This window comes from Klebsiella michiganensis (genome assembly GCF_002925905.1).
GTDB lineage: Bacteria > Pseudomonadota > Gammaproteobacteria > Enterobacterales > Enterobacteriaceae > Klebsiella > Klebsiella michiganensis.
Genome location: NZ_PRDB01000001.1, coordinates 837,700 through 861,810, shown reverse-complemented (window position 1 = coordinate 861,810; position 24,111 = coordinate 837,700). Strand labels below are relative to the sequence as shown.

The window sequence follows — 24,111 nt, the reverse complement described above, 5'->3', positions numbered from 1 at the left end:
CTGTGCAAAGAAGTTCCGTCAGCAAAGCGGGATTAGCGTTTGTAGAATGCCGGGCATTCCGGCAGCGTCACCTCAACCGGCTCGCTGGTTTCCTGGGCTTTGATACAGGCGTCGGCAGCAACGGACGCCGCGTAGCCATCCCACGCCGATGGGCCGTGCAGCTGGCCGGCCTGAACATCATTGATAAAGGCCTGTAGTTCAACGTCATACGCTTTGATAAAGCGATCCTTCCAGTCGGTCAGGATAGCGGTCGACAGGTTAGCGGCTTTGCGCATCTGCACAGCCGACGGCTCAGGCAGGCGGGCAATCCCGGTTTCCCCTACCACTTCACACTGGATGTCGTAGCCGTACTGGCAGTTCACGAAGACTTCCACGTCGATCAGCGTGCCTTTTTTGGTTTCAAACGACACGATCTGCGGGTCTTTCAGGCGCGCGTGGGTGTGGGACGTGGAGCGCGGGAAGCGCACCTGTACGGAAACATAGTCGTCATTCAGCAGCCAGCGCAGAACGTCCAGCTCGTGAATCAGGGTGTTGGTGATCGCCATGTTGGTGATGTAATCCTCGCCCACCGACTGGTTGCGGTGCGCGCAGCGCAGCATCAGCGGCGCGCCGATGTCGCCGTCATCGATCACTTTTTTCAGCGCCAGATAGCCTTCGTCGTAAGGGCGCATAAATCCAACCTGCACCAGGCGGCGACCGGCTTTCATTTCCGCATCAACGATGCGGCGGCAGCCTTCCGCGCTCATCGCCAGCGGCTTCTCGCAGAACACCGGCTTCCCGGCGGCGATGGCGGCCAGGGTGTACTCTTCGTGGGTGGGATCCCATGAGGTGACCAGAATAGCGTCCACGTCGCTGGCCTTAATCACGTCATGACCGTCGGCGTACACTTCGGCATGCACGCCCGGCAGCGCAACCGCGGCGCGGGCGTTCTCTTCGTTGATATCCGAAACCGCCACTACCGTGGCTCCCTGCAGTACCTGAGTGCAACGACGGATATGCTCTTTACCGATAGCGCCGGCACCGATGACACCTAATTTGAGTGACATAGTTGGTTTTCTCCCGAGATTTGTAGGGTTCAGGGTTTGTGTTCTGTTTTAGTAATCCCGCGCCTGAGCGCGTTTTTCATTGATCATTTGCGCCACCTTGCGGATCCGCTCGGAGAGCGCAGACTGCGCGACGCCGACGTTCCACCAGCTGCCGTATTTGTGCACCATGGTTTTCGGCAGCACTTTAATGTCTATCAGGGTGCTGACGGTTTCGCGGCGCGCGGCGTCCAGCGCGTGGCGTAGTTCTTCTAGCGTCGTGACGCGCCAGGTTTTGCAGCCGTAGCCGGCAGCGACGGTGGCGAAATCTACCGGCACCAGGCCGCCCTGCAACTGGCCCGATTCGGCGCAGCGGAAGCGGAACTCGGTGCCGAAGCTGTCCATACCGTGCTCCATTTGCAGGTTGTTAATGCAGCCGTTGGCCATGTTGTCGAGCAGCACGATGTTGATCTTCGCGCGCTCCTGCAGGGAGGTCACCAGCTCGGAGTGCAGCATCATGAACGAGCCGTCGCCGACCAGCGAATAGACCTCGCTTTGCGGTTGGGCTAACTTCACGCCCAGCGCGGCGCTGACTTCGTACCCCATGCAGGAGTAGCCGTATTCCACGTGATAGGTGTTGGTGGCCCGGTTGCGCCAGACGCGCTGCAGGTCTCCCGGCAGGCTCCCCGCCGCCGCCACAATCACCGCATCCGCCGGCAGCGTTTCGTTGAGTACGCCAAGGACGCTGCTTTGCGTCAGGGTGGAGTCGGTTATCTGGCGAAATTCGCGATACACCGATTCCCGATCCAGATGGTCGTCGATTTCCGGGACGAAAGCGGTTTCCTGCCAGACCGCCTGGTAAACGCGCTGGGTCTCTTTCAGCTGGCGGCTCTGCACGCTTTCAATCTGCTCGCCCCAGCCAGCCTGCCAGGATTCGCCGGACAGGGCGTCGTCCAGGGCAGTGAGGGCTTCGCGAGCATCCGCCAGCATCGGGATGCCATCCAGCTTCCAGGCGTCGAAGTTGCTGACGTTAATATTGAGGAAGCGCACGCCCGGGTGCTGGAAAATCCATTTTGACGAGGTGGTGAAATCGCTGAAACGCGTGCCGAGACCGATGACCAGATCCGCCTCTTTCGCCAGCAGGTTCGCCGCCAGGCAGCCGGTTTCGCCGACGCCGCCCACGTTATACGGATGCGAAGAGACAACGCTGCCTTTACCCGCCTGGGTTTCGGCAAACGGCACGCCGTAGCGCTCGGCAAAACGGGTCAACGCCTCGCCGGCGCCGGAGTATTTCACCCCGCCGCCGCAGACGATCAGCGGCTTACGGCTGGCTTTAATCGCCGCCACGGCATCCGCCAGCTGCGCGGCGCTGGCCGGGCGGCGATCAAGGCGGTGTACCCGGCGGGTAAAGAAGGATTCCGGATAATCCCAGGCTTCGCCCTGGACATCCTGCGGCAGACAGAGCGTGACCGCACCGGTTTCCGCCGGGTCGGTCAACACGCGCATGGCGTTGATGCAGGCGCTCATCAGCTGTTCCGGACGGGTGATGCGATCCCAGTATTTACTCACCGCGCGAAACGCGTCGTTAGTGGTAATGCTGAGATCGTGGCTCTGTTCGATTTGCTGCAGCACCGGGTCAGGCTGGCGGGTCGCAAACACATCGCCCGGCAGCAGCAGCAGCGGGATGCGGTTGGCGGTCGCGGTGGCGGCAGCGGTAATCATATTCGCCGCGCCGGGGCCAATGGAGGAGGTGCAGGCAATAATCTGACGACGCAGGGACTGTCTGGCAAAACCGGTGGCGACATGCGCCATCCCTTGCTCGTTACGCCCCTGATAGACCCGCATTTCACCGCTATCTTGTTCAAGGGCCTGGCCCATTCCCAGCACGTTGCCGTGGCCAAAGATAGCAAAGATGCCTTTGACGAACTTATGCTCTTCGCCATCGACTTCCAGGTACTGGTTATCCAGGAACTTCACCAGCGCCTGCGCCATTGTCAGTCTCAGTTTGCCCATGTTGCCCAATCCTTATTGTTCAGTATTTGCGTGTGGGTTCGCGTTTTGCCCTGCACAGCGATACAGCGATGAGTCAGGGAAATCGTTAACGTCACTGGAATACTTCTGGATTATAGGCAAACATTTTTTTCATTAAATAGAAATACAGAAGAAATATTTCATTTTGCGAGAGCGATCAAACTCTCTATGCATTTCACCCGTTTCATTCGCATCCTGTATACGGGATAACGCGCAAATTACGCGGCCCACCTCTTAATATCCCCTTAAAAATCATAGGTAAAGACCGCATCTAAACGGGCTCTGGTTCAACTTTCAGCCGCAGCCCAGGATCCGAGGCAGAATGAGGCTCAGCGCGGCATAGTGGTATATCCCTCACATTTTTGGTTTTTTAATTTCGATCTAGTTTGCAAATGAAATATTTATTTCTCAAACTAGAGATAACCAATAACCCTCAGGCTGTTTTCGGAGACGCTGTCGGTATCCCGACTCTTCCGTACAGCAGAAATGCAAAAGGAAACCCTAGCTATGAATGCAGCAGTAAAGCGACTCGACGTCATCTGTATTGGCCGGGTGGCAGTCGATCTCTATGCCCAGCAGATTGGCGCGAGGCTGGAAGATGTCGCCAGTTTTTCTAAATACCTGGGTGGCTCTTCCGGCAACGTCGCCTTCGGCACCGCCATTCAGGGATTAAAATCGGCAATGCTCGCTCGCGTGGGCGATGAGCATAATGGTCGTTTTCTACGCGAAACCCTGAGCCGCGCCGGCGTCGATACCGAATATCTGATCACCGATAAGCAGCGCCTGACGGCGTTAGTGATGCTGGGGATTAAAGATCAGGAGACGTTTCCGCTGATTTTTTACCGCGATAACTGCGCCGACATGGCCCTTTCGCCAGAAGATATTAAGGAAGAGTACATCGCCTCTTCCCGGGCGCTGGCGGTAACCGGCACCCACCTTTCGCACGCCAAGACGCGCGAAGCGGTGCTGAAGGCGCTGGAGTACGCCCGCCGTCACGGCCTGCGTACCGCGCTGGATATCGACTATCGTCCGGTGCTTTGGGGGTTAACGTCTTTAGGCGACGGTGAAACGCGTTTCATTGAATCCGGCCAGGTGACCAGCCAGCTGCAGGAAGTCCTGCATCTGTTCGATTTAGTGGTGGGGACAGAAGAGGAGTTTCATATTGCCGGCGGCAGCACCGATACCCTGACCGCGCTGAAAAACGTGCGTAACGCCACGAAAGCGACGCTGGTTTGCAAGCGCGGTCCGATGGGCTGCGTGGTGCTGGAAGGCGCTATTCCCGACAGCTGGGATAGCGTGCCGCTGCAGCAGGGCGTACGCGTAGACGTGCTTAACGTCCTGGGCGCGGGCGATGCCTTTATGTCCGGCCTGCTGCGCGGCTGGCTTAACGATGAAGGCTGGGAGCAGGCCTGCCGCTACGCTAACGCCTGCGGCGCGCTGGTGGTTTCACGCCACGGCTGCGCGCCCGCAATGCCGACCAAAGCCGAGCTTGACGACTATCTGTCGCGGGCAGAATCGGTGCCGCGTCCGGATATCGACGATCGTCTCAACCATCTCCATCGCGTCACCAGCCGCCGCCAGGCGTGGCCGGAGCTGTGCATTTTCGCCTTTGACCACCGTAAACAGCTGGCAGACCTGGCGCTGGAAACCGGGCGTGATGAATCCTGCATTCCGCAGCTGAAGCTGCTGCTGCTGGCGGCCGCGGAAGCCGCCGCAGACGAAGCCGGTCTTGACGGTCGCAGCGGCATCCTCGCCGATGGCACCTACGGCCAGCGCTCGCTCAATGCTATCACCGGCAAGGGCTGGTGGATTGGTCGACCGATTGAAATGCCGAGCTCGCGCCCGCTGCGCCTGGAACATGGCAACATCGGTTCCCAGCTGATCGACTGGCCGCTGGAGCACGTGGTGAAATGCCTGGTCTTCTATCATCCGGCCGATCCGGCCGAGCTGCGCGCCGAACAGGATGCGCTGCTGCTGGAGGTCTGGCAGGCGTGCAACAAGTCCGGGCATGAGCTGCTGCTGGAAATCATCCTGCCGGAAAACGGCCCGGATAAAGATGAACGCCACTACCACGACATGCTGGAGCACTTCTATCAGTTGGGCATCCAGCCGGACTGGTGGAAGCTGCCGCCGCTGTCGAGCGCGGAATGGGAAAGGATTGGCAAACTGATCGCGCGCGAAGATAGCTGGTGCCGCGGGATCTTAATCCTCGGCCTGGACGCCCCTTCGGACCGTCTGCGCGCCGGTTTTGCCGAAGCGGCGAAGCATCCGATGATCAAAGGTTTTGCCGTAGGACGCACCATTTTTGGCCAGCCTTCACGGCGCTGGATGCAGGGAGAGCTCAGCGACGAGGCGCTGATTAACGAAGTGAAACGCAACTACCTCACGCTCATCGGCTACTGGCGAGAAGCCCGCGGCTGATTCCGCCCAGGCCCGCATCCTCTTCAGAAGATGCGGGCTTTTTTCTGGATCTTCGTGAAATGAATCGCGTATTTCATCGTAGTAAATGAAAAATTCGCTTCATTTGATACACTGGAAATTATATTCCTTTCATTTTCTCAGAGCGCAATCTATGGCCAATAATCCGACCCAACTTACCATCTTGCAGGATGAAATCAGGCGTCGCTACGACACGTTAAGCAAACGCCTGAAACAGGTAGCCCGCTATATTCTCGATAACAGCAATAGCGTGGCTTTCGACACCGTGGCCTCTATCGCGCAACAAGCTGACGTCCCCCCTTCCACGCTGATCCGCTTCGCTAACGCCTTTGGTTTTAGCGGCTTCAACGAAATGAAGCAGATGTTCAAGCAGCATCTGATGGAAGAGACGGCTAACTATACCGAGCGCGCGCGTCTGTTCCGCCAGACCACCACGGATGACGCAACCCCGCCGGAAACGCCGACCGAAATCCTGAATATGTTCACCATGGTCAATACCCAGGCGCTGCAGCAGCTGGCGATGCAGACCTCCGGCGACGATCTGCAGCGCGCGGTCGCGCTGCTGGCGGAAGCTGAGAATATCTACGTTATTGGCCTGCGCCGCTCTTTTAGCGTCGCCTCCTATCTGACCTACGCCCTGCGCCATCTGGACCGTAAAGCGTTCCTGATTGACGGTCTGGGCGGCATGTTTACCGAGCAACTGAGCCTGGTCGGGCCGAAAGATGTCGTGGTGGCGGTGAGCTTCTCTCCGTATGCGCGGGAAGTGGTTGAACTGGTGGAGCTCGGCGCGCAGCGTAAAGCACGACAGATAGCGATTACCGACAGCCAGGTCAGCCCGCTGGCGGCCTTCAGCGACGTCTGCTTTGTGGTGCGCGAGGCGCAGGTTGATGGTTTCCGCTCGCAGGTGGCCTCGCTGTGCCTGGCCCAGACGCTGGCGGTCTCGCTGGCGCTGAACAGCAGCAAAGATGCAGAGACGAAGCAGCTGGCTTAAGCTTTTCATTATTCCCGGATTGCGACGTAAACGTCTTATCCGGGCTACTTGTCCGCAGACGACGGTAAAACCGTAGCCCGGCTAAGCGCAGCGCGAGCCGGGGGTGCAGCTGGCTTAAGCTTTTCATTATTCCCGGATTGCGACGTAAACGTCTTATCCGGGCTACTTGTCCGCAGACGACGGTAAACCCGTAGCCCGGCTAAGCGCAGCGCGAGCCGGGGTGCAGCTGGCTTAAATTTTTCATGTCTACGGATGGCGACATAAACGTCTTATCCGGACTACTTGTCCGCAGGCGACGGTAAACCCGTAGCCCGGCTAAGCGCAGCGCGAGCCGGGGTGCAGCTGGCTTAAGTTTTTCATGACTCCCGGATGGCAATGTACACGTCTTATCCGGGCTACTTGTCCGCAGACGACGGTAAACCCGTAGCCCGGCTAAGCGCAGCGCGAGCCGGGGTGCAGCTGGCTTAAATTTTTCATGTCTACGGATGGCGACATAAACGTCTTACCCGGGCTACTTGTCCGCAGACGACGGTAAACCCGTAGCCCGGCTAAGCGCAGCGCGAGCCGGGGATATGGCAGAATTGCGACGACGATCTTATTCGGGTAACAGGATCAAAAAGGCCGGCTAGCATGGCTAACCGGCCTTTTTATCCTCAACCGATGCTAATCGTGGCGAGGATAATCTGGGCTATTGATCCACGCGTGATCCTCTTCCCAGGTAAACATCCATTTGCGATCCGGGCCGGCCATCACGTTCAGATAGTAGCTGTCATATCCGGCAATCGCCGCCACCGGATGGTAGCCGCGCGGCACCATGACCACATCGTGGTTGTAGGGGGCCATGCAGGCATCAAGGCTGCGGTCATCGGTATAGACGCGCTGGAAGGCAAAACCCTGCGGCGGATCGAAACGGTGGTAGTAGGTCTCTTCCAGCTGGGTTTCCTGGCCCGGCAGTGCCGTATCATGCTTGTGCGACGGCCATGAGCTGGTCGCCCCTTCCTCGGTGTAAACCTCCACCACCAGCAGGCAGTCCGCCTGCGCGCTATCCGGCAGAATATTGTGCACCAGCCGCTGGTTACGCCCTTTACCGCGATGCTCTACGCCCACGTCCTGCGGGGAGATAACCCGTGCAGGGAAGGTTCCTTTACCCGGGGCGCTGCATACGGCCAGCTCGAGGTCAGAATCTGCCGTCACTTCGACTTTATCCTGCGGCGGCACGTAGACTGACCAGGGCGGCGTCCGCTCAAACGGCGACATACGCTGGCCGAGGTTCGGGAAATCCGCCTGCGTGGTTTTTACCGAAGCCAGGCCGGCAACCAGCACCAGGCACAGTTCGCGATCGCCGCTTTCCAGGGTGACGGTTTGCCCTTTCTTTAACATCCAGACATCAAAACCAATGTACTTCCACCCCGCGCTCTGCGGGGTGATGTGCTGAATCTGCCCTTCTTTTTTTGCTATAGCCAGTAAAGACATGGCGCTCTCCTTCGCCGATTAGCCTAACGTCGGCATACTGAATTCAGATACGGTTTGCTGACCCTGCGGCCAGCGGACGGTGGCGGTTTTCATACGCGTATAGAAGCGCACGCCGTCCGGGCCATGGACGTTCAGTGCGCCGAATACGGAGCGTTTCCAGCCGCCAAAGCTATGGAAGGCCATTGGAACGGGTACCGGTACGTTGACCCCAACCATTCCGGCCTGGACATCATGGACAAATTCACGCGCGGTGTGGCCGTTGCTGGTAAAGACGGCGCTACCGTTGCCGAACTCATGGCTGTTCACCAGCTCCAGCGCGCTGTGGTAATCCGCCACGCGAACAATCCCCAGCACCGGGCCAAAAATCTCTTCGCGCCAGATAGTCATCTCCGGCGTGACGTTGTCGAACAGCGTTCCGCCGACGTAGTATCCCTCTTCAAACCCGGGCACCTGCGGCTTGCGTCCGTCAACCACCAGCGTCGCCCCCTCGCTAACCCCTTTATCAATATATCCCAGCACTTTTTTCTGATGGGTATCGGAGACGACCGGCCCCATTTCGTTCTCTTCTTTTCCGCGCATACAGCCCGGCCCAACCTTCAGGGATTCCACCAGCGGCTTCAGGCGCGCAATCAGTTTATCCGCCGTTTCATCACCCACGGCAACCACCACCGGCAGCGCCATGCAGCGCTCGCCCGCCGAGCCGAACGCGCCGCCCATAATGGCATTCACGGTGGCATCAAGATCGGCATCCGGCATCACAATCGCGTGGTTTTTCGCCGCACCAAACGCCTGTACCCGCTTGCCATAAGCGCTGGCGGTTTTATAAATATGCTCCGCCACGCCGGAAGATCCGACAAAGCTTACCGCCGCGATCCGCGGGTCCCGGTATAGCTGCTCGGCATCTTCGTTGCTGCAGTGCACGACGTTAAAGACGCCATCCGGCAGACCCGCTTGTTTCAGCAATTCCGCCAGACGCACCGCGGCAGTAGGCGCCAGCGCTGGCGGCTTCAGGACAAAGCTGTTGCCGCAGGCCAGCGCCAGCGGGAACATCCACATCGGTACCATCGCCGGGAAGTTGAACGGCGTAATGCCCGCTACCACGCCCAGCGGCTGCATCAGAGAATAGCTATCAACGCCGGTGCCGACATCCGATGAGAACTCCCCTTTGATCAGGTGCGGAATACCGCAGGCAAACTCAACGACTTCCATGCCGCGCGTCAGCTCCCCCATCGCGTCGGAAAACACTTTACCGTGTTCGCTGACGATAATCCCCGCCAGCTCTTCAGCGTGCTGTTCCAGTAACATTTTAAAATTGAACATCACGCGGGCGCGGCGCAGCGGCGTGGTGCGCGACCAGCTTTCAAAAGCATCACGCGCCACCTGAATGGCGTCAGAGACTTCCTGCGCGGTCGATAACGTGACTTCGCGGACCACTTTGCCCGTCGCGGGGTCGAAAACCGGCATTGTTTTGCTGCTGCCGCTGGTAACGGTTTTCCCGCCAATAAAGTTTCCTGTGATAGTCATGCTCTCGCCTCATCTGTATGGGGTATCGGGGGCCAACGCAGTACGGCCCATTACTGGATCTGCTGTGCTGTAACCGTAGTAAAATGAAATTAATATTTCAATATTGATGACTAGTGAAATTCTATTTTGGTGATGATGGTCGCAATTTCGTGTAAGAAATTGCCGGCTTGCGGACTAAAGCACGATAAAAAGAGTTGAGATTTAGCGCCACCTGCAACCCGTGCCCTTTAAAACGCAGCAGAAAAATATTTTGCGAGTCGGCTCAAAAAATCACCATTTCATACATTACTAATTTTGGAATAAATGTTTTGACTATGAGGCATTCGAACGAATCCGATCCCTACATTTCTGGAGAGTCAAAATGGCTATTGCATCGCAACGTTTCTGCATCAACCGCAAGATCGCCCCGTCACTCAGCATTGAGGCCTTTTTCCGGCTGGTGAACAGCCTGGGGCTGAACAAAGTCGAGCTACGTAACGACCTCCCCAGCGGAAAAGTAACCGACGACCTGAGCCACCAGCAGGTGCGGGAGCTGGCTGACCGCTACCATATCGAGATCCTCACTATCAATGCGGTCTACCCCTTCAACTGCCGCACCGCAGAGGTTCGTAGCCTGACGGAGTCATTGCTGAAAGAAGCCAAAGCCGTTGGTGCCAAATCGCTGGTGCTGTGCCCGCTGAACGATGGTACCGAGGTTCCGGCGAGCGAAACCCTTAACGCCCTGCGTGACCTGGCGCCGCTATTCGCCTTCTACGGTATTCAGGGGCTGGTGGAGCCGCTCGGTTTCCCGCAGAGCTCGCTCCGCTCCTCGGCGCAGGCGCAAACGCTGATCCACGACGCGCGGGTGCCGTTTAAGCTGCTGATAGATACCTTCCATCATCATCTTTATCCGCAGGCGGAGCAGGAGTTTAACCAGGTGGATATCGGCGAAATCGGTCTGGTCCATCTTTCCGGCGTAGAGGATACCCGCCCGCGCGAAGCCCTTACCGACAATGAGCGCATCATGCTGACCGCAAAAGACCAGCTGCAAAGCTGCGAGCAGGTCAAAAACCTGGAGGCGCGCGGCTATCAGGGCGTGTATGCGTTCGAACCCTTCGCGCCGGAATTGGCAAACTGGAGCGAAGACGATATCCGCCGCGAAATCGAGCAGAGCATCGCGTTAATTCAGCGCCACTGCGCCTGACGTGAATAAGCGAAGGTGTGCGTGATTTCCCTCCTTTTGCTATCAGGTTGCCTATACTCGCAGCAGGATAAATGGAGAAATCGCTCATGAGCTCACCTCTGCTGATTGCACGCACGCTGGATAAACAGCTGCATTTACTGCCCGCTATGGCCAACCGCCACGGCTTGATTACCGGCGCCACGGGGACCGGTAAAACCGTCACTCTGCAAAAGCTGGCGGAGTCTTTCTCGGAAATCGGCGTTCCGGTATTTATGGCCGATGTGAAAGGCGACCTCACCGGTATCGCCGAGTCGGGCCAAAGTTCGGAAAAGCTGCAGGCGCGTCTGGAAAAAATCGGCGCAACGGACTGGCAGCCGCACGCCAATCCGGTGGTGCTATGGGATATTTTTGGCGAAAAAGGCCACCCGGTTCGCGCCACGGTTTCCGATCTCGGGCCGCTGCTGCTGGCTCGCCTGCTCAACCTCAATGAGGTTCAGTCCGGGGTGCTGAATATCATCTTCCGTATCGCCGACGATCGCGGGCTGCTGCTGCTCGACTTTAAAGACCTGCGCGCTATAACCCAATACATTGGCGACAACGCCAAAGCGTTTCAGAACCAGTACGGCAACATCAGCAGCGCCTCCGTTGGGGCGATTCAGCGCGGATTATTAACCCTGGAGCAGCAGGGCGCGGAGCACTTTTTCGGCGAACCGATGCTCGATATCCAGGACTGGATGCGCGTCGACGCTGAGGGTAAAGGGGTGATTAATATCCTGAGCGCCGAAAAGCTTTACCAGATGCCGAAGCTGTACGCCGCCAGCCTGCTGTGGATGCTCTCCGAGCTTTACGAACGCCTGCCGGAGGCCGGTGACCAGGAGAAGCCAAAGCTGGTCTTTTTCTTTGATGAAGCGCATCTGCTGTTTAACGATGCGCCGCAGGTGCTGCTGGATAAAATCGAGCAGGTCATTCGCCTGATTCGTTCTAAAGCCGTCGGGGTCTATTTTGTTTCACAAAACCCGGCGGACATTCCCGATGCGGTTCTCGGTCAGTTGGGTAATCGCGTGCAGCACGCCCTGCGCGCCTTCACGCCGAAAGACCAAAAAGCGGTAAAAACCGCCGCGCAGACCATGCGCGCGAATCCCGCGTTCAGTACCGAACAGGCGATCCAGGAGCTGGGCACCGGCGAGGCGCTGATCTCCTTTCTTGATGAGAAAGGCAGCCCTTCGATAGTGGAACGCGCGATGGTTATCGCACCCTGCTCGCGTATGGGGCCGGTCACCGATGACGAACGTAACGGGCTGCTTAACCACTCGGCGCTGTACGGAAAATATGAAGAAGAGATCGACCGTGAATCGGCCTTTGAAATGCTGCAACAGGGCGTTCAGAGCACAACGGAGCAGCAGCAATCACCGCCCGCAAAAGGCCAGCAAAACGGCGATGACGACGGCCTGCTCGGCGGGCTCAAAGACATTCTGTTCGGCACCACCGGGCCGCGCGGCGGCAAACGCGACGGCATTGTGCAAACGGCGGCCAGGAGCGCGGTGCGTCAGGTCACCAACCAGATAGTCAGGGGAATGCTGGGAAGCTTACTTGGCGGGCGGAAACGCTAAAAAAACGCCCCCTTTCTGAATTCAGGAAGGGGGCGCGTGACGTCAGGTTTTACGCATCATCAGCCAGAGGCTCAGCAAGAAGAAGCTGGCGCTCGGCAACAGCGCGCCGATAATCGGCGGAATGCCGTAAACCAGGGTGAGCGGGCCGAAAATCTGGTCCAGCACGTAGAAGATAAAGCCGAAGCTGATCCCGGTCACCACTCTGACGCCCATCGGTACGCTACGCAGCGGGCCGAAGATAAACGACAGCGCCATCAGCATCATCACCGCCACCGACAGCGGCTGGAAGATTTTGCTCCACATATTGAGCTGATAGCGGCCCGGATCCTGACCGCTGGACTTCAGATAGGTAACATAGTTGTGCAGGCCGCTGATGGACAGCGCGTCCGGGTCCAGCGCCACCACGCCGAGCTTGTCCGGCGTCAGGTTGGTCTTCCAGGTCCCGCTGACCGTCTGCGTTCCGGTGACCTGTTTCGGGTCAGTCAGGTTGGATTCATCCACCTGCGACAGTCGCCAGAGCTTATTCTCAGTGTCGAACTTTGCCGAAGCGGCATAGCGAACGGACTGTAAGCGGCGCTGGTCGTTAAAGGCGTAGATGCTCACCCCGCCCAGCTCATCGTTGCCTTTTACCCGCTCGATATACACAAAGTTATGGCCGTCTTTCGCCCATAGCCCCTGCTGAGTGGAAAGCAGCGAACCGCCGTACATCTGCTGAGCACGATAGTTACGCGCCATCTGCTCGCCCTGCGGGGCAACCCACTCGCCCATCGCCATGGTCAGCAGCACCAGCGGAATCGCGGTTTTCATCACCGACAGCGCCACCTGCAAACGGGTAAAGCCGGAAGCCTGCATCACCACCAGTTCGCTGCGCTGCGCCAGCATTCCCAGCCCCAGCAACGCGCCGAGCAGCGCCGCCATCGGGAAGAAGATTTGGATATCTTTCGGCACGCTGAGAATCGTGTAGATTCCGGCCCCCAGCGCATCATAGTTGCCCTGCCCGGCCTTTTTCAGCTGGTCGACAAACTTGATGATGCCCGAGAGGGAAACCAGCATGAACAGAGTCATCATGATGGTATTGAAAATCGTCTTACCGATATAACGGTCAAGTACCCCAAACGCCTGCATCACGCCGCTCCTTTGTTAAAACGGGCACGGAAGCGGCGCATCGGCACCGTATCCCACAGGTTCAACAGCACGGCCAACGCGAAATAGAGCAGGTTTACCGCCCACATCCAGACCATCGGATCCATTTTGCCTTTACCGCCGCTCGATTTAATCGACGTTTGCAGCAGGAAGAACACCAGATAGAGCAGCATCGCCGGCAGCATCGACAGCACGCGGCCCTGGCGCGGGTTCACCACGCTGAGCGGCACCACCATCAGGGCCATGATGAACACCGTTGCCACCAGCGTGAAGCGCCAGTGCAGCTCCGCCCGGGCGCGATCGGTATCGGTATGCCACAGGGTGCGCATATCCATCTGCTCGGTATCGTTCGGGTCGGAGGCCACCGCCTGATGGCCGACTATCGCCTGATAGTTTTTGAAGTCGGTAATGCGGAAGTCGCGCAGCATCGCGGTGCCTTCAAAGCGGGTGCCCTGATTCATGGTCACCACCTGCGAGCCGTCTTTACGCAGCGAGAGCTCGCCGGTATCCGCGACCACCACCGACGGGCGCGCGTTGCCTCGCGGCCGCAGCTGAGCAAGGAAAACGTCGCTGAAGCGGTTGCCGTTGACGTTCTCAATAAACAACACCGCGCTGCCGTCGCTGGCCTGCTGGAACTGGCCCTGAGCCAGCGCCGCCATGCCGGGGTTCGCTTTCGCTTCCGCCAGCACTTCATCCTGGTGACGAGAAGACCAGGGGCCGGCCCACATCACGTTGACCGCCGCGACGACGCCCGTAAAGAGCGCCAGGATCATGGCGGCTTTCACCAGCACGGCTTTACTCAGGCCGCAGGCGTGCATCACCGTAATTTCGCTTTCGGTATACAGTTTGCCCAGCGTCATCAGCAGCCCGAGGAATAAACTCAGGGGCAGAATAAGCTGCGCCATTTCAGGTACGCCCAGCCCTAACAGCGAGAGCACCAGATTTGTCGGGATATCGCCATCAACAGCGGCGCCGAGGATCCTGACCAGTTTCTGACAAAAGAAAATGAGCAGCAGGATGAATAGGATCGCCAACTGGCTTTTCAGCGTCTCACGAACCAGATATCTTATGATTATCACTATAAATACGCCCGTAAAAACCCGTTTTATTGCAGGAAAATTGCTTGTTTCATGGCTTAAACGTCATTTATTCTCTTTGGTCGTCGAAAACATCGCTAAGATTAAATGACTCGCTGGTTCTGCGTATCAGGATCTTTTCTGACGAACCAAGGCCGTAATAACGTTAAGATTAACACGAAGTCACCACAACAGCGGACATGAGTTACGAAAGCTTTCAATTTCTATACTCTATGGATTTCGAGTTGCAGGCAGGCGGCAAGACTGTGAAGCCCCGGAGCTTACATCAGGTAAGTGACAGGGGTGAGCAGGCGCAGCCAACGCATCTGCAACTTGAAAGACGACGAGTATATCTGTAGCCACCACTGTTGTCTTTAAGATTCAGGAGCATAGTGCATGGAGTTCAGTGTAAAAAGCGGTAGCCCGGAGAAGCAGCGGAGCGCCTGTATCGTGGTCGGCGTCTTTGAACCACGTCGCCTCTCCCCCATCGCCGAACAGCTTGATAAAATTAGCGACGGTTATATCAGCGCCCTGCTGCGTCGCGGCGAGCTGGAAGGCAAACCTGGCCAGACTTTATTGCTGCACCATGTGCCGAACATTCTGTCAGAGCGCATTCTGCTTATTGGCTGCGGCAAAGAGCGCGAGCTGGATGAACGTCAGTACAAGCAGGTCATTCAGAAAACAATCAATACGCTGAATGATACCGGCTCAATGGAAGCCGTCTGCTTCCTGACCGAGCTGCACGTCAAAGGCCGCAATAACTACTGGAAAGTGCGTCAGGCGGTCGAGACCGCCAAAGAGACGCTGTACAGCTTTGACCAGTTGAAAACCAACAAAAGCGAGCCGCGTCGCCCGCTGCGTAAAATGGTCTTCAACGTCCCAACCCGTCGCGAGCTGACCAGCGGCGAACGCGCCATTCAGCACGGTCTGGCGATTGCTGCCGGCATCAAAGCGGCGAAAGATCTCGGCAATATGCCGCCAAATATCTGTAATGCCGCCTATCTGGCCTCTCAGGCGCGCCAGCTGGCCGATACCTACAGTAAGAACGTCATTACCCGCGTTATCGGCGAACAGCAGATGAAAGAGCTGGGAATGAACTCCTATCTGGCGGTCGGCAACGGTTCGCAAAATGAATCGCTGATGTCGGTTATCGAATATAAAGGCAACCCGGCGGAAGACGCGCGCCCTATCGTGCTGGTGGGTAAAGGTCTGACCTTTGACTCCGGCGGCATCTCCATCAAGCCTTCCGAAGGCATGGACGAGATGAAATACGACATGTGCGGCGCGGCGGCGGTGTACGGCGTGATGCGTATGGTTGCCGAACTTCAGCTACCGCTGAACGTTGTCGGCGTGCTGGCCGGATGTGAAAACATGCCGGGCGGCCGCGCCTATCGTCCAGGCGACGTGTTGACCACGATGTCCGGGCAAACGGTGGAAGTGCTGAATACCGATGCCGAAGGGCGTCTGGTGCTGTGCGATGTGCTGACCTACGTTGAGCGCTTCGAGCCGGAAACCGTTATCGACGTGGCCACGCTGACCGGCGCCTGCGTGATTGCGCTGGGCCACCACATCACCGGTCTGATGTCGAACCACAACCCGCTGGCCCACGAGCTGATCGGCGCGTCCGAACTGGCGGGCGATCGCGCATGGCGTCTGCCGCTTGGCGACGAGTTCCAGGAGCAGCTGGAGTCTAACTTTGCGGATATGGCCAATATCGGCGGCCGTCCCGGCGGGGCGATTACCGCGGGCTGCTTCCTGGCGCGCTTTACCCGCAAGTACAACTGGGCGCACCTGGATATCGCCGGTACCGCGTGGCGTTCCGGGAAAGCCAAAGGCGCGACCGGTCGTCCGGTAGCGATGCTGTCGCAGTTCCTGCTTAATCGCGCCGGATTTACCGGCGAAGAGTAATTGCCGTCTGATGCCCGGCGGCGTTACGCTTGCCGGGCCAACGAAAAGATGCCGTTTATAGGCCGGGTCAGCGTAGCGCCGCCCGGCTTAAGCATTTAAAGTCACCACAAGAAGCCCCATATATGAAAAACGCAACGTTCTATCTTCTGGACAATGATACGCAACAAGACGGCCTGAGCGCCGTTGAACAACTGGTGTGTGACATTGCCGCAGAACGTTGGCGCAGCGGCAAGCGGGTACTCATCGCCTGTGAAGATGAGCAGCAGGCCATTCGTCTGGACGAAGCGCTCTGGGCTCGACCCGCGGAAAGTTTCGTTCCGCATAATCTGGCGGGAGAAGGTCCGCGTGGCGGCGCGCCGGTGGAGATTGCCTGGCCGCAAAAGCGCAACAGCAGCCCGCGGGATATTCTGATTAGCCTGCGGCTAAACTTTGCAGATTTTGCCACCGCTTTCACAGAAGTGATAGACTTCGTCCCTTATGAAGATTCTTTGAAACAACTGGCGCGCGAACGCTATAAAGCGTACCGCATGGCTGGTTTCAACCTGAACACGGCAACCTGGAAATAATGGAAAAGACATACAACCCCCAAGATATCGAACAGCCGCTTTACGAGCACTGGGAAAAGCAGGGCTATTTCAAACCCAATGGCGACGAAAGCCAGGAAAGTTTCTGCATCATGATCCCGCCGCCGAACGTCACCGGCAGTTTGCATATGGGTCATGCCTTCCAGCAAACCATCATGGATACCATGATTCGCTACCAGCGCATGCAGGGTAAAAACACCCTGTGGCAGGCCGGTACCGACCACGCGGGTATCGCTACCCAGATGGTGGTTGAGCGTAAGATTGCCGCCGAAGAAGGTAAAACCCGCCACGACTACGGTCGCGACGCCTTTATCGATAAAATCTGGCAGTGGAAAGCGGAATCCGGCGGCACCATTACCCGTCAGATGCGCCGCCTGGGCAACTCCGTGGACTGGGAGCGCGAGCGCTTCACCATGGACGAAGGCCTGTCCAACGCCGTAAAAGAAGTCTTTGTCCGCCTGTACAAAGAAGATCTGATCTACCGCGGTAAGCGCCTGGTCAACTGGGACCCGAAACTGCGCACCGCCATCTCCGATCTGGAAGTGGAAAACCGCGAGTCTAAAGGCTCGATGTGGCATATCCGCTATCCGCTGGCCGACGGCGCGAAAACCGCTGACGGTAAAGATTATCTGGTCGTCGCCACCACCCGTCCGGAGACCGTGCTGGGCGATACCGGCGTGGCCGTTAACCCGGAAGATCCGCGCTATAAAGACCTTATCGGCAAATTCGTGATCCTGCCGCTGGTTGACCGCCGCATTCCGATTGTGGGCGATGAACACGCCGATATGGAAAAGGGCACCGGCTGCGTGAAGATCACCCCGGCGCACGACTTTAACGACTATGAAGTGGGCAAGCGTCATGCGCTGCCGATGATCAACATCCTGACCTTTGACGGCGACATCCGCGAAACCGCGGAAGTTTACGACACCAAAGGCAACGAGTCCGATGTCTACTCAAACGCCATCCCGGCGGAGTTCCAGAAGCTGGAGCGCTTTGCCGCGCGTAAAGCGGTGGTTGCCGCTATCGACGCCCTGGGCCTGCTGGACGAGATAAAACCGCACGATCTGACCGTCCCGTACGGCGACCGCGGCGGCGTGGTAATTGAGCCGATGCTGACCGACCAGTGGTACGTCCGCGCCGACGTGCTGGCTAAACCGGCGGTTGAAGCGGTGGAGAACGGCGACATCCAGTTCGTGCCGAAGCAGTACGAAAACATGTACTTCTCCTGGATGCGCGATATTCAGGACTGGTGTATCTCCCGCCAGCTGTGGTGGGGTCACCGCATCCCGGCATGGTACGACAACGACGGCAACGTCTACGTTGGCCGCACCGAAGACGAAGTGCGTCAGGAAAATAACCTGGGCGCCGACGTGGCGCTGCGCCAGGACGAAGACGTTCTCGATACCTGGTTCTCCTCCGCGCTGTGGACCTTCTCCACCCTCGGCTGGCCGGAAAACACCGATGCCCTGCGTCAGTTCCACCCGACCAGCGTGATGGTTTCCGGCTTCGACATCATCTTCTTCTGGATTGCCCGCATGATCATGATGACCATGCACTTCATCAAAGATGAAAACGGCAAGCCGCAGGTGCCGTTTAAAACCGTCTATATGACCGGTTTGATCCGCGATGATGAAGGCCAGAAAATGTCCAAATCGAAGGGCAACGTTATCGACCCGCTGGATATGGTCGACGGCATTTCCCTCCCGGAGCTGCTGGAAAAACGCACCGGTAACATGATGCAGCCGCAGCTGGCGGAAAAAATCGCCAAACGCACCGAGAAACAGTTCCCGAACGGCATTGAGCCGCACGGTACCGACGCCCTGCGCTTTACCCTGGCGGCGCTGGCCTCTACCGGCCGCGATATCAACTGGGATATGAAGCGTCTGGAAGGTTACCGTAACTTCTGCAACAAGCTGTGGAACGCCAGCCGCTTTGTACTGATGAATACCGAAGATCAGGATTGCGGCTTTAACGGCGGCGAAATGACCCTGTCGCTGGCGGACCGCTGGATCCTGGCGGAATTCAACCAGACCATCAAAGCCTACCGCGAGGCGCTGGACGGCTTCCGCTTCGATATTGCCGCAGGCATTCTGTACGAGTTCACCTGGAACCAGTTCTGCGACTGGTATCTGGAGCTGACCAAGCCGGTAATGAACGGCGGTTCCGAGTCTGAGCTGCGCGGCACCCGTCACACGCTGGTGACCGTTCTGGAAGGTCTGCTGCGCCTGGCGCACCCAATTATTCCGTTCATCACCGAGACCATCTGGCAGCGCGTGAAGGTCATTTGCGGTATCACTGCCGATACCATCATGCTGCAGCCGTTCCCGCAATACGATGCGTCTCAGGTTGACGAAGCGGCGCTGGCCGATACCGAATGGCTGAAGCAGGCGATCGTCGCCGTGCGTAACATCCGTGCGGAAATGAACATCGCCCCAGGTAAGCCGCTGGAGCTGCTGCTGCGCGGCTGCAGCGAAGCCGCGATTCGTCGCGTGAACGACAACCGCAGCTTCCTGCTGAACCTGGCGCGTCTGGAAAGCATCACCGTGCTGCCTGCCGATGATAAAGGTCCGGTTTCCGTGACCAAAATTATCGACGGCGCCGAGCTGCTGATCCCGATGGCTGGCCTTATCAATAAAGAAGATGAGCTGGCGCGCCTCGCTAAAGAGGTGACCAAAATCGAAGGCGAGATTGGCCGCATCGAAAGCAAACTCTCCAACGAAGGCTTTGTGGCGCGCGCGCCGGAAGCGGTGATCGCCAAAGAGCGTGAGAAGCTGGAAGGTTACGCGGAAGCAAAAGCGAAGCTGATTGAGCAGCAGGCGATTATCGCCGCGCTGTAATTCACTCGCCCCTTATCCATTCGGATAAGGGGCGTTTTCTGTGAAAGATCCTCGCTTGCACTCTCCCCTCCCGCAGTGTTATTAACAACATTATCCGTCATTATTTTGCAATGAGTCTTCACATGAATACGAGCGCAACCCTACCGCTAACCCTGCGCCGCATCACGGCTAATGATAATCCGGCGATTGCCGCTGTTATCCGCCAGGTCTCCGCTGAATATGGTCTGACCGCCGACAAAGGCTATACGGTAGCCGATCCGAATCTGGATGAACTCTATGAGCTTTATAGCCAGCCGGGTTCCGCCTATTGGGTCGTTGAGCAGAATGGTGAAGTGGTGGGCGGCGGCGGCGTGGCACCGCTCTCCTGCAGCGAGCCCGATATCTGCGAACTACAAAAAATGTATTTTATGACCTCCGCGCGCGGCCAGGGGCTGGCGAAAAAGCTGGCGCTGATGGCCCTTGATTACGCCCGCGAGCAGGGATTCAAACGCTGCTATCTGGAAACCACCGCCTTCCTGAAAGAAGCGGTCGGTTTATATGAGCACCTCGGCTTCGAGCATATTGCTGAGCCGCTGGGCTGCACCGGCCACGTTGACTGCGAAGTCAGGATGTTGAAAGTGCTGTAGCGCCCGCAAAACGGCGACGTTGATTAATCGAAAAAATGCATGGTTTTCATGCAAAAAGAGCGTTATTCACCGCCCGTTTTCGCTAATACACTCTTCGAGCATTGGATCTTTTCGCCTGCCGCCGCGGCAGGCTTTGCTCAGGATAGAACATCATGAAAAAACTCCCCCTCCTGCTCACCGGCGGCCTGATGCTTGCCGGCATGGCTTCCTGCGTTAACGCCGGCGAACTTGCTGGCAATACCGAAGGCGCTCAGGTCATTCGCGTGGAAAAAACCCGGGGCCGTATCGATGCGCTCAACGATATCGTTTATAGCCAGGTAAAAAGCACCGTCGCCGTTCGTCAGCTGCATATGTCTTTACTGGTACCGCGTAATGGCGATCTGAAACCGGCAATCATCTATTTCCCCGGCGGCGGTTTCACCAGCGCGGCCTGGAATAAGTTTATCGAGATGCGTATGGCGCTGGCGGCGGCGGGATTCGTCGTCGCGGCGGCGGAATACCGTACGGTTCCCGACACCTTTCCGGCCCCGGTTATCGATGGTAAAGCCGCCGTTCGCTATCTGCGCGAACATGCCGCGGAATACGGTATAGACCCGTCGCGTATTGGCGTGCTGGGGGATTCCGCAGGCGGCTATATGGCGCAGATGCTGGCGCTCACCAACGGTGACAAAACGTTCGATCGTGGCGATAACCTGGCGCAATCCTCGGACGTGCAGGCCGCCGCCACGCTGTACGGTATTTCGAACCTGTTGAATATCGGCGAAGGTTTTCCGCAGGCGATTCAAAAAGTGCACCAGTCGCCGGCGGTCACTGAAGCACTGCTGGTACACGGTAGCGCCTTTCGCGACTGGCCGGGAGCGACGATTGACAGCGATCCGCAAAAAGCCCTGGCGGCCAGCCCGATGGGCCATATCAGCGGTAAAAAGCCGCCGTTTTTAATTATGCACGGCAGCGCCGACACCCTGGTTTCACCGGTACAAAGTCAACAGCTCTATCGCGCGCTGAAAAAGGAGGGCAACCCGGCTGATTACGTGTTGCTGGCGGGCGCGGAGCACGGCGATGACAGCTGGTATCAGAAGCCGGTTATTGAACGGGTGGTGAACTGGTTTAAAGCGACCCTCGGCGCGCCCAAAGCCGCCGCGACGGCAGAGAAAGACAAAAACGCCAATCTGTAATGGATCGTCAGGCCGCGGCAGTGAAGCGGCGGCCTGACGCTCAGGCGGGCACGCCGCTGTGAAAACGAAACTCCGCTTCAGGCGCGTTAATAAGCGCCGCTTCCGCTTCGCCAAGCTGGCGCACGCGTTCGCTGATATCGTCCTGGGCGATTCTCTGCGCCAGGTCCAGATAGTCCTGATAGTGGCGCGCTTCGGAACGCAGCAGCGACAGATAAAACTTCTGCAGATCGTCATCCAGCCATGGCGCCAGCGCGGCAAAACGCTCGCAGGAGCGGGCTTCAATATAGGCTCCGCAGATGAGTTTATCGATCAGCATGACCGGTTCGTGAGAACGCACTTCCCGGCGCAGCCCGCGGGCATAGTTGCTGGCGGTGATTTTGACGTACGGGATTTCGCGGGAAAGCATGATTTCCCTCACCTGCCAGAAGTGATGCAGCTCCTCTTTGATCAGCAGAATCATGCTGTCGAGTAGCTGACGTCCCCAGGGATCGTCGGTCTGCGGCATGGCGCTTTTATTTATCTGCTTATGCAGCGCGACGAAATCCGGCTCCGGCCCCCAGCGGTAGGTGAAGTCCTCATACGGCTTCAGGCAGGCCAGCAGCTCATCCGCGTCCGCTTTATCCGCGACGTATCGACGCACCAGCAGCATAGCGTTTTGCGCCGCTTTCAGCTCGCACACCATATGGTCGGTCAACAGCAGCGGGAGGTTTTCCGGTTTACGGGCTTCATCAATCCACGCCTGAGGAGTTGGGCAATGCAGAAAGCTTAAAATCGGGGCGAGTATTTGCGAGTAATCCATTAAAATTCCTTGCTATACGGCGGCATACCGCACCGCCGTATACCTCTGCTACTTAGTGGCGAACGCCGTCATCGTCTTCATCAACCAGATCTTCGTCGTCGTCACCTTCTTCGTCTTCCCCGTTCGGATCTTCGTAGTAGGTGCCCCAGCCGTCGTATTCAACGTCGTATTTTTCCGCCAGGGTCATCAGCTGCTCAACCTGGGCGTCAATCAGCTCGGCATTCAGCGCGGATTCGCTGAGAATATCGCAGCAAATCACGGTATCGCCCTCTTCGACTTCCAGCTCTTCCGGCTCAGTCACTTCGTAGCCCAGCTTGAAGGCCTCGACCGCCACTTTCTCCAGCGTTTCGAAATCATCGGCAGAGAGATGATGCTCAATGGTGTACAGCGCGTCAGGATCGCTGCCGTCTTCGAGCAGCTCTTCAATAATCAGGCGCGTTTCTTCACGCTGTTCTTCCAGTAATTCCGGGTTTGCCATGGCTCGTTCCTCATAATGTGTCGCGGATGCTTCTATTGTCACATACCGCCGTGATTGCCTCCACCTTCTGAGCGAAAGATTTATGACACGGGGTTGCAAATGAATATTCATACATATAAAGTGAATTTTAATTCAACAAATGGCTTGAGCCATGTGAGGGAACCATGTCCGCGTTTTATCAGAAGCATTTTTTAAAGTTGCTCGATTTTACCCCCGCCGAAATCACCGCTCTGCTTGAGCTGGCGGCCAGGCTTAAAGCTGATAAGAAAAACAATATTGAAATTCAGCATCTCACCGGCAAAAACATCGCGCTCATCTTCGAAAAAGACTCTACCCGCACCCGATGCTCTTTCGAAGTTGCCGCATTTGACCAGGGCGCTCGCGTCACCTGGCTCGGCCCCAGCGGCAGCCAGATTGGCCATAAAGAGTCGATTAAAGACACCGCCCGCGTGCTGGGGCGCATGTACGACGGTATTCAATATCGCGGCCACGGTCAGGAAGTGGTTGAAACCCTGGCCGAGTATGCCGGCGTTCCGGTATGGAACGGCCTGACCAACGAATTCCACCCCACCCAGCTGCTGGCGGACTTACTGACCATGCAGGAGCATCTGCCGGGCAAAGCCTTTAATCAGATGACCCTGGTCTACGCCGGCGATGCGCGGAATAATATGGGCAACTCTATGCTCGAAGCCGCCGCGTTGACCGGGCTGGATCTGCGTCTGGTCGCGCCAACCGCCTGCTGGCCGGAAGAGAAGCTGGTCGAGCAGTGCCGGGCGCTGGCGCAGAAAAACGGCGGCAATATTACGCTGACCGAAGATATTGCGGCGGGCGTGAAGGGCGCGGACTTTATCTATACCGACGTCTGGGTATCGATGGGCGAAGCCAAAGAGAAGTGGGCGGAGCGTATCGCGCTGCTGCGCGGGTATCAGGTAAATAGCGAGATGATGGCGCTGACCGGCAATCCGCAGGTGAAATTCCTCCACTGCCTGCCCGCGTTCCACGACGACCAGACCACGCTCGGCAAACAGATGGCGGCGGAGTACGGCCTGCACGGCGGTATGGAAGTCACCGACGAGGTATTTGAATCCGCGGCGAGCATCGTTTTCGATCAGGCGGAAAACCGCATGCATACCATCAAAGCGGTGATGGTGGCGACGCTGGGTAAGTAAGCGTTCCCGCGATATTTCCCCGGATTGCGCTGCGCTTATCCGGGCTACCCGCCCCCAAACCGCG

Annotated in this window: 19 protein-coding genes; 11 read left to right on the top strand and 8 right to left on the bottom strand. The window is 57.6% G+C overall.

Annotated features, from left to right (window positions below):
* Positions 1-32: 32 nt before the first annotated feature.
* Both iolG and iolD read right to left on the bottom strand, forming a co-directional pair.
* Complete coding sequence (iolG, locus tag CDA56_RS04215) at positions 33-1,046, bottom strand: bifunctional inositol 2-dehydrogenase/D-chiro-inositol 1-dehydrogenase (RefSeq protein WP_004098145.1); 1,014 nt, start codon at positions 1,044-1,046, stop codon at positions 33-35.
* A gap of 48 nt (positions 1,047-1,094) precedes the next feature.
* Complete coding sequence (iolD, locus tag CDA56_RS04210; protein ID WP_014227682.1) at positions 1,095-3,035, bottom strand: 3D-(3,5/4)-trihydroxycyclohexane-1,2-dione acylhydrolase (decyclizing); 1,941 nt, start codon at positions 3,033-3,035, stop codon at positions 1,095-1,097.
* Between the two features lie 525 nt (positions 3,036-3,560).
* On the opposite strand from iolD, the gene CDA56_RS04205 reads away from it, so the two are divergent.
* The gene (locus CDA56_RS04205) at positions 3,561-5,474 is read left to right on the top strand and encodes a bifunctional 5-dehydro-2-deoxygluconokinase/5-dehydro-2-deoxyphosphogluconate aldolase (protein WP_102803990.1); all 1,914 of its coding nucleotides are present in this window, start codon (positions 3,561-3,563) and stop codon (positions 5,472-5,474) included.
* A 151-nt stretch (positions 5,475-5,625) separates the two neighbouring features.
* A complete protein-coding gene (locus CDA56_RS04200; protein WP_004098142.1) occupies positions 5,626-6,483 on the top strand; it encodes a MurR/RpiR family transcriptional regulator in 858 nt (285 codons plus the stop codon).
* Between the two features lie 663 nt (positions 6,484-7,146).
* Here the strand turns inward: CDA56_RS04200 and iolB are convergent.
* Together iolB and CDA56_RS04190 are read right to left on the bottom strand one after the other, a co-directional pair.
* Positions 7,147-7,956: a 5-deoxy-glucuronate isomerase gene (gene iolB, locus CDA56_RS04195; protein ID WP_103814246.1), complete on the bottom strand. Its 810-nt coding sequence runs from the start codon at positions 7,954-7,956 to the stop codon at positions 7,147-7,149.
* A gap of 18 nt (positions 7,957-7,974) precedes the next feature.
* Entirely contained in the window at positions 7,975-9,480 is a 1,506-nt protein-coding gene (locus CDA56_RS04190) for a CoA-acylating methylmalonate-semialdehyde dehydrogenase (protein ID WP_014837226.1), read from the bottom strand.
* A 361-nt stretch (positions 9,481-9,841) separates the two neighbouring features.
* On the opposite strand from CDA56_RS04190, the gene CDA56_RS04185 reads away from it, so the two are divergent.
* The gene (locus tag CDA56_RS04185; RefSeq protein ID WP_032747679.1) at positions 9,842-10,663 is read left to right on the top strand and encodes a TIM barrel protein; all 822 of its coding nucleotides are present in this window, start codon (positions 9,842-9,844) and stop codon (positions 10,661-10,663) included.
* 86 nt (positions 10,664-10,749) lie between these two features.
* Positions 10,750-12,252, top strand: a complete 1,503-nt coding sequence (locus tag CDA56_RS04180) for a helicase HerA-like C-terminal domain-containing protein (protein WP_014227677.1) — start codon at positions 10,750-10,752, stop codon at positions 12,250-12,252.
* A 42-nt stretch (positions 12,253-12,294) separates the two neighbouring features.
* Here the strand turns inward: CDA56_RS04180 and lptG are convergent, their stop codons facing one another.
* Positions 12,295-13,377, bottom strand: coding sequence for an LPS export ABC transporter permease LptG (gene lptG / locus CDA56_RS04175; protein WP_014227676.1), 1,083 nt, complete (start codon positions 13,375-13,377; stop codon positions 12,295-12,297).
* Entirely contained in the window at positions 13,377-14,474 is a 1,098-nt protein-coding gene (lptF, locus tag CDA56_RS04170; RefSeq protein WP_004098132.1) for an LPS export ABC transporter permease LptF, read from the bottom strand. Before lptF ends, lptG begins: the two co-directional genes overlap by 1 nt.
* Positions 14,475-14,867: 393 nt before the next feature.
* On the opposite strand from lptF, the gene pepA reads away from it, so the two are divergent.
* From pepA to CDA56_RS04135, 5 genes are all read left to right on the top strand, one after another.
* Positions 14,868-16,379, top strand: coding sequence for a leucyl aminopeptidase (gene pepA / locus CDA56_RS04155; protein WP_004098131.1), 1,512 nt, complete (start codon positions 14,868-14,870; stop codon positions 16,377-16,379).
* Positions 16,380-16,501: 122 nt separating this feature from the next.
* The gene (gene holC / locus CDA56_RS04150) at positions 16,502-16,945 is read left to right on the top strand and encodes a DNA polymerase III subunit chi (protein WP_004098129.1); all 444 of its coding nucleotides are present in this window, start codon (positions 16,502-16,504) and stop codon (positions 16,943-16,945) included.
* Positions 16,945-19,800, top strand: coding sequence for a valine--tRNA ligase (locus CDA56_RS04145; RefSeq protein ID WP_004098127.1), 2,856 nt, complete (start codon positions 16,945-16,947; stop codon positions 19,798-19,800). Before holC ends, CDA56_RS04145 begins: the two co-directional genes overlap by 1 nt.
* Before the next feature lie 122 nt (positions 19,801-19,922).
* The gene (locus CDA56_RS04140; protein ID WP_004098126.1) at positions 19,923-20,426 is read left to right on the top strand and encodes a GNAT family N-acetyltransferase; all 504 of its coding nucleotides are present in this window, start codon (positions 19,923-19,925) and stop codon (positions 20,424-20,426) included.
* 152 nt (positions 20,427-20,578) lie between these two features.
* Entirely contained in the window at positions 20,579-21,601 is a 1,023-nt protein-coding gene (locus tag CDA56_RS04135; protein WP_102803703.1) for an alpha/beta hydrolase, read from the top strand.
* A gap of 40 nt (positions 21,602-21,641) precedes the next feature.
* Here CDA56_RS04135 and miaE read toward each other — a convergent pair whose 3' ends face one another.
* Together miaE and rraB are read right to left on the bottom strand one after the other, a co-directional pair.
* The gene (miaE, locus tag CDA56_RS04130; RefSeq protein WP_064375399.1) at positions 21,642-22,400 is read right to left on the bottom strand and encodes a tRNA isopentenyl-2-thiomethyl-A-37 hydroxylase MiaE; all 759 of its coding nucleotides are present in this window, start codon (positions 22,398-22,400) and stop codon (positions 21,642-21,644) included.
* A gap of 52 nt (positions 22,401-22,452) precedes the next feature.
* Positions 22,453-22,878, bottom strand: a complete 426-nt coding sequence (gene rraB, locus CDA56_RS04125; RefSeq protein ID WP_004098122.1) for a ribonuclease E inhibitor RraB — start codon at positions 22,876-22,878, stop codon at positions 22,453-22,455.
* 99 nt (positions 22,879-22,977) lie between these two features.
* Here rraB and argL point away from each other — a divergent pair, with 99 nt between their 5' ends.
* Positions 22,978-23,073, top strand: coding sequence for a putative translational regulatory protein ArgL (gene argL / locus CDA56_RS31650; protein WP_370798676.1), 96 nt, complete (start codon positions 22,978-22,980; stop codon positions 23,071-23,073).
* Positions 23,043-24,047 (top strand): ornithine carbamoyltransferase, encoded by a 1,005-nt coding sequence (argF, locus tag CDA56_RS04120; RefSeq protein WP_014227672.1) that lies wholly within the window; start codon positions 23,043-23,045, stop codon positions 24,045-24,047. Before argL ends, argF begins: the two co-directional genes overlap by 31 nt.
* Positions 24,048-24,111 lie beyond the last annotated feature (64 nt).